Origin of the sequence: Bradyrhizobium sp. Ce-3 (assembly GCF_022835695.1) — a bacterium.
Taxonomy (GTDB): Bacteria; Pseudomonadota; Alphaproteobacteria; order Rhizobiales; family Xanthobacteraceae; genus Bradyrhizobium.
In genome coordinates this window covers 1-13,844 of sequence record NZ_BQUV01000001.1, presented here as the reverse complement: position 1 = coordinate 13,844, position 13,844 = coordinate 1, and the positions used below count along the sequence as shown (strand labels likewise).

Sequence of the window (13,844 nt, the reverse complement as noted above, 5' to 3'; positions counted from 1 at the left end):
GCGATCGCGGTTGGTTAAGACATTGGTCATCTCTTTGCTTGCATTTTCACGACCTCACAGCAAAGAGGCACCATGTCCGACATCACCATTCCCGGCGGAAAAATTCGTTCCTTCGTCGAGCGGATCGAGAACCTTGACACTGAAATCGCGGAACTGAGCGAGCAGAAGAAGGAAGTCTTCTCGGAGGCCAAGGGCGAAGGCTTCGACGTGAAGATCCTCAAGGAGATCATCAAGCTGCGCAAGCAGGACCAGGACGAACGCGACGAGCGCGAATCCCTGCTCGATCTCTACATGCGCGCGATGGAAACCGCGCCGGCGGTAGGCAAGACCGCGAAGGCGGCGTGAGGTCTGCGGAAATGCGTTCGTGCGCTTCGATAAGCCAGTCGCCCGCACGAGCCAACGGGTCGCGCGAACGTACGCCCGATGACGGGCTCCGCGATATGCGGGGTCGGTGGTAACGTCCTGTGATGCTGGCCCCGGATGTCGCTTCGCAGACGTCGTCCGGTTCGGTCGCCACGGATGGCAGTGCAGCAAAGGTCGACCAGGTCAATTGGCCTCGGCCGGACGCCTCGCATCACCAAGGACCAGCAATGCCAGCGGCGCCAATGGACCCACAATGGCCGCCGCCCAAAGCCACCGCCTGGATGATCTTTTGCGTTCGCCTGCCATGGCAAATGCGAGAGGCATAGACCCAATAGAAACGATCGTAAAAATCCACCAAGCCATGATCTTCTCCGATCCTGCGGCAACAATACCACAACGGCGGTTCGCGTTACTCGCCTCATGAAAAAGTGAGGCAGCTAAGTCGGCGGTTGTCTTTTCCCCGCGACGTCGGCTGGTGAGCGAAATCCGCGATGCCACGGACGCCCGGCGAGATGCCTGGTTTCGAGGGTAAAGCCGACATGGCGATTTACGAGTGCGCGTCCTGATGCAACTGGGGTTCCGGTCGCTTCTTATGCTGCTTCGCTCATCGGGCTACGCATGCCAAGCAGCCCTCGCCGGATAGCCAGCGCATCAATTCCTTGATCTCACTTCGGACGCTTTTGTGCGGCGATGGTTGTCGAAAGACGCAAGCAGGGTGATTTGGACGTGGTCATGCTTTCGCGAAGGCTCGTCATTGTTGCAGCCACGCTCGTGCTCGGGACCTTGCCGGCGCGCGCGCAGCAGAGCACCGAGTACGATGCGTGCATGGACAAGGCCGAAGGGGTGTCAACGAAGATGCTGGATTGCGGCAAGGCCGCAATCGGGACGTGGGACGTCAGGCTCAACACCGCCTATCAAGCGCTGCTCGCAAAGTCGAAGGGCGAGGCGCACGCGCAATTGCAGGCCGAGCAGCGGGCCTGGCTGAAGCATCATCTGGCTGAAACCCATCGCCTCGCCGCGGACCCCAACAACGGGTCCGCCGCGTTCCTCGACTCCCAAGCGTTCGAATTGCAGGACATCGCCGACCGCACGCTGCTTCTTGAAAAGCGTGTGAGCCAGTAGCCTGCACGAGCGAAGCGATAGGTGGGATTGGTGGCAACGTCCCGTGATGCTGGTCCCGGACATCGCGGAGCCTGTCATCGGGCGCGCGTTTGCGCGACCCGTTAGCTCATCCGGGTCACCAGAACACAGCGAGTAGGGCTGGTGCACAAAAGCGTAACCCGCCGACCGGATTGCAGGGAATGGCGGATTGCGCCTTCGGCCAATCGCCTCCATGCTTGCTGCCCGCAAAAAGCGAGAACCAGTCTCTTGGTTTCGCCCCAAGATCGACCCTGCGAAGATATTCTGGGGGCGGTCGGAGGTCCCGGCCCGCCGTCTGGCTCCGAATGATATGGTCGGTCGAGTCGTAGGACTCGGCTAAGGACATTCACGCGATGGCTGGTAACGTCGAGGTTTCGGATTTCACGGGTCCGTTCGCGACCCTGAACGGCACTTCCTCCATCACGGCCACCCGATCCGATATCATTCGGTCGTTGCTTGAGGTTGGCTATCAGAGCCGGAAAAAGGCGGTTCGCAAGGTCGGTCCATGGCGGGCGCGTATGCTCGTTGCCATGGCGACCGGCTATCTTGATCGTTCGTTGAACACGACCCAATACTTCCGCAATCTCGAGCAGACGGAAAAAGTCGGCGTCTCCTTCCTGTTGGGGGAGGCCTTCACACACTGGTTTGCACAAGACCGGATGGACGTCGAGTTCCTCGTGCATGTCGCAGGCTTGGAGTCAACTGTTTGGGACACATCATCCAACAAGTTGGCGGCAGCGAAGCCGGGCGCATCGCCCCCATCGCTAAAGAGTCGACCCGACTTCGTCGGATTTCGCCGCCTTGAGCGGCACGTGTTCGAGAGCAAGGGGCGCATCCGCCGACCCGCGTCCAGTGCGGTTAGCAAGGCTCTCGGGCAGGTCTCGGCGCTGTCTTCGGTTAACGGCACGCAGCCCACGACCCGCTGCGCTACCTTCTTCATGTTGAGAGCGTCAGGTACCGAGGGAAGGGTAATTGATCCGGAGGGAGGCACTACAGGGGCGGACGTCACATTCGACGAGTGGGAGGCCGTGACCAGTGCTTACTCGTTTTTCCTTGATGGCGAGAACTCCGGCTCGGTGGACGCGATGGGCGCGGGCTATGTCGGGCGCGAGATCGAGAGCGACGTGTATTTCGGTATCGACAAGAAGGTGCTCGACACCATAACCGCCGAATCGCCTGCGACGGCGGACACCCGTCGCAAACGAGTGGATGAAGTATTTGAGATACTTTCGCACCGAGCCGACTTTTACCGAGGTCGCCGCGAGGACGACGCGTCCACCGGCCTTGATGGTACACTGCTTGTTGACCGACGCCCAGGCGGTATCCGTCGTCGTCACCTAAGAGGGTAGCGAAGCGTACCCGCCGAGACCGTTGCTAGCGAAATGGCGGATTGCGCTTTAGCCATTCCGTCCTATGATTCCCTTGCGATCCCATGCTGATAGATGAAACCGGTCCAGAACGAGAGCGCTTCTGCAAAGACCTGTTCAGCCCTGATCTTTTTGCCGGCATGTTCGAAGTAGGCCAACCAGCCGGTTTCGAGCTCACATGCTACCGTCACTCGCACCGTAGGATCGGGATTTTTGCTCACCGCCCAGTGTTTTGAGGCGGTTGCAGCTTGGCGGCAGAGATGGAGAGCGTTGCACGCCTTTCTTGCGCGATTTTGAAGGTCACTGAGTTTTTTGATGCCGAGCTTCTTACGTTGTTCAAGTGTCATGTCGCTGAACACCCAATCGGAGAGATGCCAAGCAGTTATCGATGCATTGAAGGCGCTGTCCTTTAGCTGATCGACTAAATTTACCAGGGCCTCGGGTTCTGCCTCATCGCGGCCAGCGACGTCTCGATATCGATCTATTTCTCGGTCGAGCTTCTGAAGCAGCTCATGGCAGTTTGCAAATCCAAAGGTTTGTTCTTGACTAGGAAGAGGCATGGGGCTGCGTCCTGAACTCGAGTCAATTTTGGCCCTTCTCCGCGGAGGACGGAGGACGCCATGCTGGGCAGGCGTCGCCGAATGTCAAAAGTCCTCTGGTCGGGCGTATTGCCATTTCTCGAATCGAAATTCTCCTTCCTCCCAGAATTTGTAGAGACAGCCTTCCCACAACACAAAAACACGCTTGAACTTGATTCTTGCTCGAGCAGTGTGCTCTCGAAGAATGGGCAAGCCTTCTTCCACATATGCGCCATAGCAACCTAGATTGACGTAGATTGCGAGGCTAACTTCAGTCGGGTAGTCCTTTTGTAGCTTCTTGGCGATCACTCGATCTAGAGATGCTGGAATCGCCTCAAATCGTGTGCGCCAGGCTTCGACTGGATCCGGCCGCGGGCGAGGATCGTCTAGCTCGTCACCACGACGCCGACCTTCGATATCTGCCTCCGTGGCCTCGAATTGCTGAATTTGTCCGTCGATTTGAACCTCGAAGTCGGGACGATCAGCGGAAACCAGTCGCACCATGTCAGATGGCAGCGCACAGGCGACGCGGCTCGCAACCCAAGCGTCCCGCAAGAAGGCAAGTCCGCCTTGGCCAAAAAATGTACTCCGCGGGATAGTTCGAGTGATCTGGTCGATACGAACACGGAATTCGTCGGCCATTGTCCATCGGGACAGCTCAGCTGCCCAAGCGCGCAGCTCAGTTTTCGCAATGCGAACGACAGATGCGGATTTCGCTCCTTTCGTAACGGCAATCTCAACTCTATCGGCCATGCGTAGGCTCATGCTGCTGATAACGAAAAGGCCGCTCAACAGCGGAGCGGCCCTCTCAGATTGTTGTGTCGTCGTGAGCTAGCCCCTCACGAACACCCCGTCGTGCTGCCGCAAGTATCGCACTTCATACAAGTCCCATTCCGCACCAGCGTGAAGTTGCCGCACTCCGAGCACATCTCGCCTTCGTAGCCCTTGGCCTTGGCTTCGGCGCGACGCTCGGCTTTCGACGGGGCGGCGGCTGCGGCGGCGCCGGGCTTGCTCCAGTTCAGGGCCTCGAGCTTCTCGGTCGGCGAGAGGTCGTGGCTGACCTCCTGCTTCAGGGCGACTGCGCCTTCGATGGTGTCGGAGGCGCCGCGCGAGGTTGCGCCGTGGGAGGCGAGCGCAGTGACGCGGCTACCGCCGGCGGGGGCGTTGTCGGCGTTGCCGCTGACCGCCGCCGAGCCGCCGCGCATGATGACGAGGTTGTCGGTGCGCGACCGGGTCAGGCCCTTCGACAGGTATTTTGTGGCCTGGTGCTGGGCGGGGGCCTCATCCGGCTCCTTGCCTTCCTCGACGCCCTTGCCGAGCGCGTCGAAGCCACTTTCGTTCGGATCGACATGGGCGAGGTCGAAGCGCGCCATGTAGCTCACCGCGAGCTCGCGGAACACATAGTCGAGGATCGAGGTCGCGTACTTGATGGAGTCGTTGCCCTGCACCGGGCCCGCCGGCTCGAAGCGGGTGAAGGTGAAGGCGTCGACATACTCTTCCAGCGGCACGCCGTATTGCAGACCGAGCGAGACCGCGATCGCAAAATTGTTGATGAAGGAGCGGAGTGCTGCGCCTTCCTTGTGCATGTCGATGAAGATCTCGCCGAGCCGTCCGTCGTCATATTCGCCGGTGCGCAGATACACCTTGTGGCCGCCGACAACCGCCTTCTGGGTGTAGCCCTTGCGGCGATCCGGCATCTTCTCGCGCTCGCGCATCACCACGATGCGCTCGACCAGCTTCTCGACGATCTTCTCCGAGACCTGGGCGGCACGCGCGGCCATCGGCTTCTCGTAGAGCGCCTCGACCGCATCGTCCTCGTCCTCATCGTCGGAGATGAGCTGCGAGTTGAGCGGCTGCGACAGTTTCGAGCCGTCGCGGTACAGCGCGTTGGCCTTCAGCGCCAGCTTCCACGACAGCAGGTAGGCGGACTTGCAGTCCTCCACCGTGGCGTCGTTCGGCATGTTGATGGTTTTCGAGATGGCGCCCGAGATGAACGGCTGCGAGGCCGCCATCATCCGGATGTGGCTCTCGACCGAGAGGTAGCGCTTGCCGATCTTGCCGCAGGGGTTGGCGCAGTCGAACACCGGATAGTGCTCGGCCTTCAGATGCGGGGCACCTTCCACCGTCATCGCGCCGCAGATGTGCACGTTGGCGGCTTCGATCTCGCGCTTGGTGAAGCCGACGGCCTGGAGCAGGTCGAAGCCGGGGGCTGCGATCGCCTCCGCGCCGATGCCGAGCTGGTCGCGGATGAAGTCTTCGCCAAAAGTCCACTTGTTGAAGGCGAACTTGATGTCGAACGCGGTCGGCAGCGCCTTTTCCACCTTGGCGATCGCTTCGTCGGTGAAGCCCTTGGCCTTGAGGGTGGAGGCGTTGATCGCAGGCGCATTTGACAGCGAGCCGTGGCCGACGGCGTAGGCCTCGATCTCGGCGATATCAGCTTCGCGATAGCCGAGCGCGCGCAGCGCCGAGGGTACCGCCTGGTTGATGATCTTGAAGTAGCCGCCGCCGGCGAGCTTCTTGAACTTCACCAGCGCGAAATCAGGCTCGATGCCGGTGGTGTCGCAATCCATCACGAGGCCGATGGTGCCGGTCGGCGCCACCACGGTGGTCTGGGCGTTGCGATAGCCGTTGACCTCGCCGAGCGCCAGCGCGTCGTCCCATGCCAGCCTGGCATGCGCGACGATGTCGGCCTGCGGGCAGGAGGCGTGATCGAGCGGCACCGGGTTGACCGAGAGCGCCTCGTAGCCACCCGCGTTGCCGTGGGCGGCGCGGCGGTGGTTGCGGATCACGCGCAGCATGTGCGCGGCGTTCTTCTTGTAGCCCGGGAAGGTGCCGAGCTCGGCGGCCATCTCCGCCGAGGTCTTGTAGGAGATGCCGGTCATCACGGCGGTCAGCGCGCCGCAGAGCGAACGGCCTTCCTTGCTGTCATAGGGCAGGCCCATGGTCATGAGCAGGCCGCCGATATTGGCGAAGCCGAGGCCGAGGGTGCGGAACTCGTAGGACAGTTCGGCGATCGCCTTCGACGGGAACTGGGCCATCATCACGGAGATTTCGAGCACGATGGTCCAGAGCCGGCAGAGATGCTCGTAGGACTCGATGTCGAACCGCTTGGTTGACGTGCTGTAGAACGTCAGCAGATTGGCGGAGGCGAGGTTGCACGCCGTGTCGTCCAGGAACATGTATTCCGAGCACGGATTGGAGGCGCGGATGTCGCCGGACGCCTTGCAGGTGTGCCAGTCGTTCATCGTGGTGTTGAAGTGCAGGCCGGGATCGGCCGACGCCCAGGCGGCGTAACCGATCTTCTCCCAGAGGTCGCGGGCCTTCAGCGTCTTGGTCACCTTCTTGGTGGTGCGTCCCACCAGATTCCAGTCGCCGTCGGTCTCCACAGCGCGCAGGAAGTCATCCTTCAGCGACACCGAGTTGTTGGAGTTCTGGCCGGAGACGGTGAGGTACGCCTCGGAATCCCAGTCGGTGTCGTAGATGTCGAACGAGATCTCCTTGTAGCCCTGCTTGGCGAACTGGATGACGCGCTTGATGTAGTTGTCGGGCACGAGGCTGCGGCGCGCGAGCTTGATCTCGCGACGGAGCGCGGGGTTCTTCTCGGGATCGAAGCAGTCGTCGCCAGAACCTTCGCAGTTGACGCAGGCCTTCATCACGGCCTTGAGGTGCTTCTGGTTGATCTTGGAGCCGGTGACGAGGGCCGCGACCTTCTGCTCCTCCTTCACCTTCCAGTCGATATAGGTCTCGATATCGGGGTGATCGGCATCGACCACGACCATCTTGGCCGCACGACGCGTGGTGCCGCCCGACTTGATCGCGCCCGCGGCCCGGTCGCCGATCTTGAGGAAGCTCATCAGGCCCGACGAGCGGCCGCCGCCGGAGAGCTTTTCGCCTTCGCCGCGCAGGCTGGAGAAGTTGGAGCCGGTGCCGGAGCCATACTTGAACAGGCGCGCCTCGCGCACCCAGAGGTCCATGATGCCGCCCTCGTTGACGAGGTCGTCGCCGACGCCCTGGATGAAGCAGGCATGCGGCTGCGGATGCTCATAGGCCGACTTCGATTTTGTCAGCTTGCCGGTCTTCCAGTCGACGTAATAGTGGCCCTGGCCGGGACCATCGACGCCATAGGCCCAATGAAGCCCGGTGTTGAACCACTGCGGCGAGTTCGGCGCGACCATCTGCTTGGCCAGCTGGAAACGCAGCTCGTCGAAGAAGGCGAGGGCATCTTCTTCGGTCGAGAAGTAGCCGCCCTTCCAGCCCCAATAGGTCCAGCAGCCGGCGAGGCGATCGAACACCTGTTTTGCGCTGGTCTCGCCGACGATGCGCTCGTTCTCGGGCAGCGACGCCAAGGCCTCGGTGTCGGGCACCGAACGCCACAGCCACGACGGCACGGTCTCTTCCTCGACCTTCTTCAGGCGCGCGGCAACGCCGGCCTTGCGGAAATACTTCTGCGCCAGCACGTCGGAGGCGACCTGCGACCAGAACTCCGGAACCTCGACGTTCTCGGCACGGAACACGACCGAGCCGTCCGGGTTGCGGATCTCTGATGTGGTCAGGCGGAAATTGATCCCGGCATAGGGAGACTGTCCGCTGGTGGTGTTGCGTCGTTCGATTCGCATGGTCGAGCCCCGTCACTTCTTCTGCCCGGTCCCACGTTTCCCCGCGGGTTGCCGGAATGTTATCTGTTCGCGGACTTGGGAACACGTGTCGGCACGCCTCCCGTCATCCGCAGCTCAGCCGGTGGATCCGGCCTGTTCTCTCATCCGCTCGGCGCCGGTTTGGCCCGGCCCTGCGGCGGCACGATCCCAGGCGGAGCCCGACTGGTCGGGTCCTCCGGGTCATGCATTCAACGCCCCAAAACGCTTCACGCGACACGTCACGCGTACGCTTCTTTCGCGGGCCGTTTCGGCCCTCTGTTTCCGGGTCCTTCGCGGCCCGTTCTGTCGTTCCTACGGCGCCCAAAATCAGGGCAGCAAAGCCCTTCACCCGCGGCCCGAAGGCCTGGCGGAGTGGTCATTTTGGAACCCTTGTGGGAGCGACCGGCGGGGACCCAAACACACTCGCGCCGAACAGGTTGAAGCTAGGCCATGTCCGTTGCGCCCGTCAAGGACTAGTACGAGTTTCTGAATCAAACACTAAATATGGTGGAGGGAGGGGGATAACAGGGGGCAATGCCGCGCCTGTGATCGCGCCAACTATCGGTGAGTCCTCAGGGATTCCCAAGCCAAAAAAATTCCTGGTCCCTGTGGATTGGAGGTTCGCCCCGCTGTTCACAGGCGAAGTTTTTATTCGCCGTGCCGGATTGAATTTTGGGGACTCACGTAGGCCTACGGGAAACTTAAGGATCAGGCATGTCAGCGCCGTGATGGTCGGGCGACAAAATCACGGGCAAGGTGTGGCCGACTCACATCGCCTTCACGCCCTTGCCGGGTTCCATGACAGATCATAAGCCTCAAGCGCGGCCGCGCCTTGCGCCCGCCGGCCTGATGTTCCTCGCCATCACCTCGGTGGGCTGGGGATTCAACTGGCCGTCCACAAAATTCCTGCTCAGCGAGCTGCCGCCGCTGACCTTGCGCGGCACCACCGGGGTGATCGGCGCGGTGCTGCTCGCCGCGCTGGCGCTGATCCGCAGCCAAAGCCTGCAGGTCGAGGCCCGGCTGTGGCCGCGGCTCGTGCTGTATGCGGCGCTCAACGTCACCGGCTGGATGGTGCTGATGGGGCTCGCGCTGCTGTGGCTGCCGGCGAGCGAGACCGCGCTGATCGCCTACACCATGCCGGTATGGGCTTCGCTGCTCGCCTGGCCGGTGCTCGGCGAGCGGCCGACGCTGTTGCGGACCATCGCGCTGGTGATGGCATTCGCAGGCCTTGCCGCGATCATGGGCGGCAACGGGATTTCCGCGAGCCAGGAGAAGCTGCCGGGCATCATCATGGCGCTCGGCGGCGCCTTCGGCTTTGCGCTCGGCACGGTGCTGGCGAAGAAATACCCGCTGGTGATGCCGCCGATCCCGGCCGCGGCCTGGCAGATCGGCCTCGGCTGCGTGCCGATCGCGATCGTCGGCCTGATGATCGAGACCACGCATATCGAGAAGGTGACGACGGTCGGCTGGTGGCTGCTGGTCTATTCGACGCTGATCCAGTTCTGCGTCGCCTATGTCGCCTGGTTTGCCGCGCTCGCCCGCCTGCCGGCCTCGGTGGCGGCGATCGGGACCATGGCGGTGCCTGTGATCGGCGTGATTGCCTCCGCCGTCGCGCTGCACGAGCCGCTGGGGCCGACCCAGATCACCGCGCTGCTGTTCACGCTCGCCGGCGTCGCGCTGGCGACGCGGTAGCGGATCACTCGCCGAGCGCCTGCTGCAGCATGCTGGCGAGCTGGGCCTTGCGATAGGGCTTGGCCAACAGCAGCACGCCTTCGTCGAGGCGGCCGTGATGCACGATCGCGTTCTCGGTGTAGCCGGAGGTGTAGAGCACCTTGAGGCCGGGCCGCCGCTTTCTCACCTCGTCGGCGAGCTGGCGGCCGTTCATGCCGCCCGGCATGATGACGTCGGTGAACAAGAGATCGAACTTCTCGCCCTTGTCGACCAGCGCCAGCGCGGCGCGGGCCTCGGGCACGGCGATGGTCTTGTAGCCGAGGCTCGTCAGCTGAGTGACGACGTAGTTGCGCACCAGCTGGTCGTCTTCCACGACCAGGATCACCTCGCTGCCGCGCCGCACCGGCTCCGGCTCCGGTGCCGCCACCTCGACCTGGCCGCGGGCAGGAGGCAGATAGAGCTTGATCGTGGTGCCGTGGCCTTCCTCGCTGTAGATCTTGATATGGCCGCCGGACTGCTTGACGAAGCCGTACACCATGCTCATGCCGAGCCCGGAGCCCTTGCCGACCTCCTTGGTGGTGAAGAACGGCTCGAACACCTTGTCCTGCACCGCATGCGACATGCCGGTGCCGGTGTCGCTGACCGCGAGCAGCACGTAGCGGCCCGGCGTGATGTCGGGATTGACGGCGGCATAGGCGTCGTCGAGCACGATGTTGCTGGTTTCGAACAGCAGCTTGCCGCCGTTCGGCATCGCGTCGCGGGCGTTGATCGCCATGTTGAGCAGCGAGTTGGCGAGCTGCGACGGATCGATATGGACGCTGGCGACGTCGGGCGCCAGCACCGAATTGATCTCGATCTGCTCGCCGAGCGTCGGCCGCAGCAGCTTGGCGATGTCGACCACGGTGCCGTTGATGTCGACGGTGCGCGGCTCCAGCGGCTGACGGCGGGCGAAGGCGAGCAGATGCTGGATCAGCTCGCGGCAGCGCTCGGCGGCGCGGTCGATCAGCTCGGCGGTCTGCGCCAGCTTCGGCTGGTTGCGCAGGCTGTCGACCAGCGTCTCGGTGGTGCCGGTGATGACCGTCAGCATGTTGTTGAAGTCGTGCGCGACGCCGCCGGTCAGCTTGCCGATGGCGTCGAGCTTCTGCGCCTGCTGCAGCTTGTGCTCGGTTTCGCGCGAGGCGGTGATGTCGTGATAGATCAGCGCCGCGCCGGTGATGGCGTGGTCGCCGTCGCGCAACGGCCGGCCCGACACCACGAGGTGGATCGGATGGACGCCCCGGACCGGCTTGGCGATGAATTCCACCCCGTCGAATTCCTCGCCGCGCAGCGCCCTCGCCGAGGGCATGTCGTCGGCCTGCATCGGCGTCTCGCCGTCGGCCTGGAACACGTTGCTCATGGCGCGCAGCTGCCGGACCGTCATGCCCGGCTTGTAGCGCAGCATCTTCTCGGCGGCCGGGTTCGACAGCAGCACGACGCCGGCGCTGTCGATCACCAGCACCGCTTCAGCCATCGTGCGGAAGGTGGTCTCCATCACCGAGGTGGAACGGCGCAGCTCCTCGAGCGCGGCGCCGAGATCCTTGGTGCGTTCGGCGACCTTGCCCTCGAGCGACAGATTGGTCGCCTTGGTGGCGCTGAGCGCGCCCTGCAATTCGCGGCTGGCGCGCCGCGCCGCCAGCGTCAGCGCGACCGCCAGCAGCAGGATCATCACCACGCCGGCGAGGTCGATGGCCAGCAGCAGCCGGCCATAGGTCTTCGACTGTTCGGTGCGAAGCCCGAGCAGGCGGCGCTCCTCGGTGACCAGCCGGTCGAGCGCGCCGCCGACCTTGTCCATCAGCGCGCGGCTCTCGCCCGCGGAGATCAGCGCCGCGGCGCCGGCGGTGTCGCCCGCGCTGCGCAGCCGGATCAGCTCGGCGCCGAGCGCAATGGCGCGCGCGACCTCTGCCCTGGTGCCGGTGATCAGCTGGGCTTCCGCCGGGGCCGACTTCACCGCGGCCATCAATTCGTCGAAGGCGGCGGTGAGGGCGGTGCTCTGCTCGCGAAACTCGTCGGCGAAGGAGGCGTCGCCGGTCAGCGCGAAGCCGCGGGCCGCGCTCTCGACGCCGCGCGGCAGCGGACGCGCGTCCGAAATGCATTTCAGGATCCGCAGGGTGCGGTCGACCGAATCAATCTCGCTGCGCGACTTGACGTCCAGCCCGATCGACGCCGCGCTGATGACGAGGAGGATCGCAAGGCCGCTGCCGAGAATGAGTCGCTGGGAAGCCATCGACGATTAGTACGAGCAATTATTTCGAAAGACGAGCGGAAGGAACGGACTTCGCAAGACATTCGTTAACGGCGGCAAGCAGCGCCTGCGGGGTAAACGGCTTGCGCAGGCAGGCCGACGCGCCGAGCTCGATGGTCATCCGCAGGAAGTCCGGCGCCCGGTCGGCATTGGCGAAGGCATAGCCCGACATCGCGATGACCGGAATATCGGGGGCGCGTTCGTGGAAGATGCGGATCGCCTCGAAGCCGCGCATATGCGGCATGAAGACGTCGACCAGCATGACGTCGAACGTCGCCTTCTCCAGCGCGCGCATGCCCGCTTCACCGCCATCGGCGACGGTGACGTCGAAGCCCTGGCGCTGCAAACACACCTCGATGGCAACGCACACCATCGGGTCGTCATCGACCACGAGAACGCTCGGCACGATGCATCCTCTTGCTACGGCCTCGCGTGCCGGCGACTCGCTTGGCCCGTCCGCCGATTAAGGCGGAACCCGGACGGAAAGTCTGTATCATAGAATGCATATGCTGTTTGCTGACAAGCGGATTTCCAGCTAGCCCTGATACCGATCACTTGTATTTGTCCGACCACATTACGACAGGTCCATGACCGCAGTTCCAGTCGCCGGCCGCGCTCCGCTGTCACCGCTCGGCCTCGCATTCCTGGTCGTCGCCTCGACCGGCTGGGGCCTCAACTTTCCGATCATGAAGTTCCTGCTTAACGAATGGCCGCCGCTGTCGTCGCGCGGACTCTGCGGCGTGGTCGGCGCGCTGGCGCTCGGGCTGATCGCGCTCGCGCGCGGCGAGACTCTGCGCGTCCCCGACGGCATGTGGTTGCGGCTTGCCTTGGTCTCGACGCTTGCGATCGGCGGCTGGGTCGCATCGATGGGCCTCGCGCTGATCTGGCTTCGCGCCAGCGAGGCGGCCGTGCTCGGGATCTCGATCCCGGTGTGGGTCGCGCTGGTAGCCTGGCCGGTGCTCGGCGAGCGCGTGTCGCTGCCGCGCGCGCTAGCGCTTGGCGTGGCGCTCGCCGGGATCGGCGCGCTGATCGGCGGCGGCGGGATCGACGCAAGCCTCGGCAAATTGCCGGGCATCCTGTTCGCGCTGGCCGGCGCGCTCTGCGTCGGCCTCGGCACGGTGCTGACCAAATACTTCAAGCTCGCGATGCCGCCGCTGTCGCTCGCGGCCTGGCAGCTTGCGATCGGCTGCGTGCCGATCGCGATCGCCGGCGTCCTGATCGAGCAGCCGCAGCTTGCCGCGCTGTCGCAGCTCGGCTGGGCGTCGATGATCTACATGACGCTGATCCAGTTCTGCCTTTGCTATGTCTGCTGGTTTGCGGCGCTGGAGCGGCTGCCGGCAGCGACGGCATCGATCGGCACGCTGCTGGTGCCCGTCGTCGGCGTGCTGGCGGCAGCGGCGATGCTGCGCGAGCCGCTCAGCGGAAGCGACATCGCGGCGCTCGTGGTGACGTTCGCAGCCGTCGCGGTGGCGCTGCGGACGTGAAAAAGGGCGGCGTCGCCGCCGCCCTTTTTGCAACTAAGAATTCAGGCCGTGATTACGGGCAGGGGTGCCGCAGGCCGTCATAGCCGAGATAGGTGCCCGAGGCCGGGTCGTAGGACTTGTAGCGCTGCGCGCAGTAGCTCGGGTCGCCGCCCGGTACGGCCTCAACGGCGACAGACGGTTCGTCGTAATAGCCGTAGCTGTCGTCATAGTAGCCGGGGCCGTAGCCGCCATAATACGCGCCCGAGGCGAGCGCGCCGCCGACGACCGCACCGGCCACCGCGCCGGGCCAGAAGCCGCCGCCACGGTGATAGCCACCGTGCCAGCCG

At 63.8% G+C, this 13,844-nt stretch carries 11 protein-coding genes; 5 read left to right on the top strand and 6 right to left on the bottom strand.

The window, feature by feature from the left end:
* Positions 1-72: 72 nt before the first annotated feature.
* The 3 genes from BRSPCE3_RS00055 to BRSPCE3_RS00045 all read left to right on the top strand — a co-directional run bounded on the left by BRSPCE3_RS00055 (position 73) and on the right by BRSPCE3_RS00045 (position 2,852).
* Entirely contained in the window at positions 73-345 is a 273-nt protein-coding gene (locus BRSPCE3_RS00055) for a DUF2312 domain-containing protein (RefSeq protein WP_244063295.1), read from the top strand.
* A 744-nt stretch (positions 346-1,089) separates the two neighbouring features.
* Positions 1,090-1,485 (top strand): lysozyme inhibitor LprI family protein, encoded by a 396-nt coding sequence (locus tag BRSPCE3_RS00050; RefSeq protein WP_309296292.1) that lies wholly within the window; start codon positions 1,090-1,092, stop codon positions 1,483-1,485.
* A gap of 371 nt (positions 1,486-1,856) precedes the next feature.
* A complete protein-coding gene (locus tag BRSPCE3_RS00045; RefSeq protein WP_244063293.1) occupies positions 1,857-2,852 on the top strand; it encodes a hypothetical protein in 996 nt (331 codons plus the stop codon).
* A 62-nt stretch (positions 2,853-2,914) separates the two neighbouring features.
* On the opposite strand, the gene BRSPCE3_RS00040 is transcribed toward BRSPCE3_RS00045, so the two are convergent.
* The 3 genes from BRSPCE3_RS00040 to BRSPCE3_RS00030 form a co-directional block, all read right to left on the bottom strand.
* A complete protein-coding gene (locus BRSPCE3_RS00040; protein WP_244063291.1) occupies positions 2,915-3,430 on the bottom strand; it encodes a hypothetical protein in 516 nt (171 codons plus the stop codon).
* Positions 3,431-3,514: 84 nt separating this feature from the next.
* Positions 3,515-4,201: a hypothetical protein gene (locus tag BRSPCE3_RS00035; RefSeq protein WP_244063289.1), complete on the bottom strand. Its 687-nt coding sequence runs from the start codon at positions 4,199-4,201 to the stop codon at positions 3,515-3,517.
* A gap of 86 nt (positions 4,202-4,287) precedes the next feature.
* A complete protein-coding gene (locus tag BRSPCE3_RS00030) occupies positions 4,288-8,064 on the bottom strand; it encodes a vitamin B12-dependent ribonucleotide reductase (RefSeq protein ID WP_244063287.1) in 3,777 nt (1,258 codons plus the stop codon).
* An 816-nt stretch (positions 8,065-8,880) separates the two neighbouring features.
* Here BRSPCE3_RS00030 and BRSPCE3_RS00025 point away from each other — a divergent pair.
* The gene (locus BRSPCE3_RS00025) at positions 8,881-9,774 is read left to right on the top strand and encodes a DMT family transporter (protein WP_244063285.1); all 894 of its coding nucleotides are present in this window, start codon (positions 8,881-8,883) and stop codon (positions 9,772-9,774) included.
* Between the two features lie 4 nt (positions 9,775-9,778).
* Here the strand turns inward: BRSPCE3_RS00025 and BRSPCE3_RS00020 are convergent, their stop codons facing one another.
* A complete protein-coding gene (locus tag BRSPCE3_RS00020) occupies positions 9,779-12,016 on the bottom strand; it encodes a CHASE3 domain-containing protein (RefSeq protein ID WP_244063284.1) in 2,238 nt (745 codons plus the stop codon).
* 19 nt (positions 12,017-12,035) lie between these two features.
* Entirely contained in the window at positions 12,036-12,440 is a 405-nt protein-coding gene (locus BRSPCE3_RS00015) for a response regulator (RefSeq protein WP_244063282.1), read from the bottom strand.
* Between the two features lie 181 nt (positions 12,441-12,621).
* Between BRSPCE3_RS00015 and BRSPCE3_RS00010 the strand changes: the two genes are divergently transcribed.
* Entirely contained in the window at positions 12,622-13,518 is an 897-nt protein-coding gene (locus BRSPCE3_RS00010) for a DMT family transporter (RefSeq protein WP_244063279.1), read from the top strand.
* A 52-nt stretch (positions 13,519-13,570) separates the two neighbouring features.
* Here the strand turns inward: BRSPCE3_RS00010 and BRSPCE3_RS00005 are convergent.
* Positions 13,571-13,844 (bottom strand): BA14K family protein (locus tag BRSPCE3_RS00005; RefSeq protein WP_244063277.1); only part of this gene is annotated, 274 nt, incomplete at its 5' end.

Coding starts and splice junctions, on each gene's coding strand:
- BRSPCE3_RS00030 (WP_244063287.1), bottom strand. CDS start 8,064: ATGCGAATCGAACGACGCAACACCACCAGCGGACAGTCTCCCTATGCC.
- BRSPCE3_RS00055 (WP_244063295.1), top strand. CDS start 73: ATGTCCGACATCACCATTCCCGGCGGAAAAATTCGTTCCTTCGTCGAG.
- BRSPCE3_RS00045 (WP_244063293.1), top strand. CDS start 1,857: ATGGCTGGTAACGTCGAGGTTTCGGATTTCACGGGTCCGTTCGCGACC.
- BRSPCE3_RS00010 (WP_244063279.1), top strand. CDS start 12,622: ATGACCGCAGTTCCAGTCGCCGGCCGCGCTCCGCTGTCACCGCTCGGC.
- BRSPCE3_RS00040 (WP_244063291.1), bottom strand. CDS start 3,430: ATGCCTCTTCCTAGTCAAGAACAAACCTTTGGATTTGCAAACTGCCAT.
- BRSPCE3_RS00025 (WP_244063285.1), top strand. CDS start 8,881: ATGACAGATCATAAGCCTCAAGCGCGGCCGCGCCTTGCGCCCGCCGGC.
- BRSPCE3_RS00020 (WP_244063284.1), bottom strand. CDS start 12,016: ATGGCTTCCCAGCGACTCATTCTCGGCAGCGGCCTTGCGATCCTCCTC.
- BRSPCE3_RS00035 (WP_244063289.1), bottom strand. CDS start 4,201: ATGGCCGATAGAGTTGAGATTGCCGTTACGAAAGGAGCGAAATCCGCA.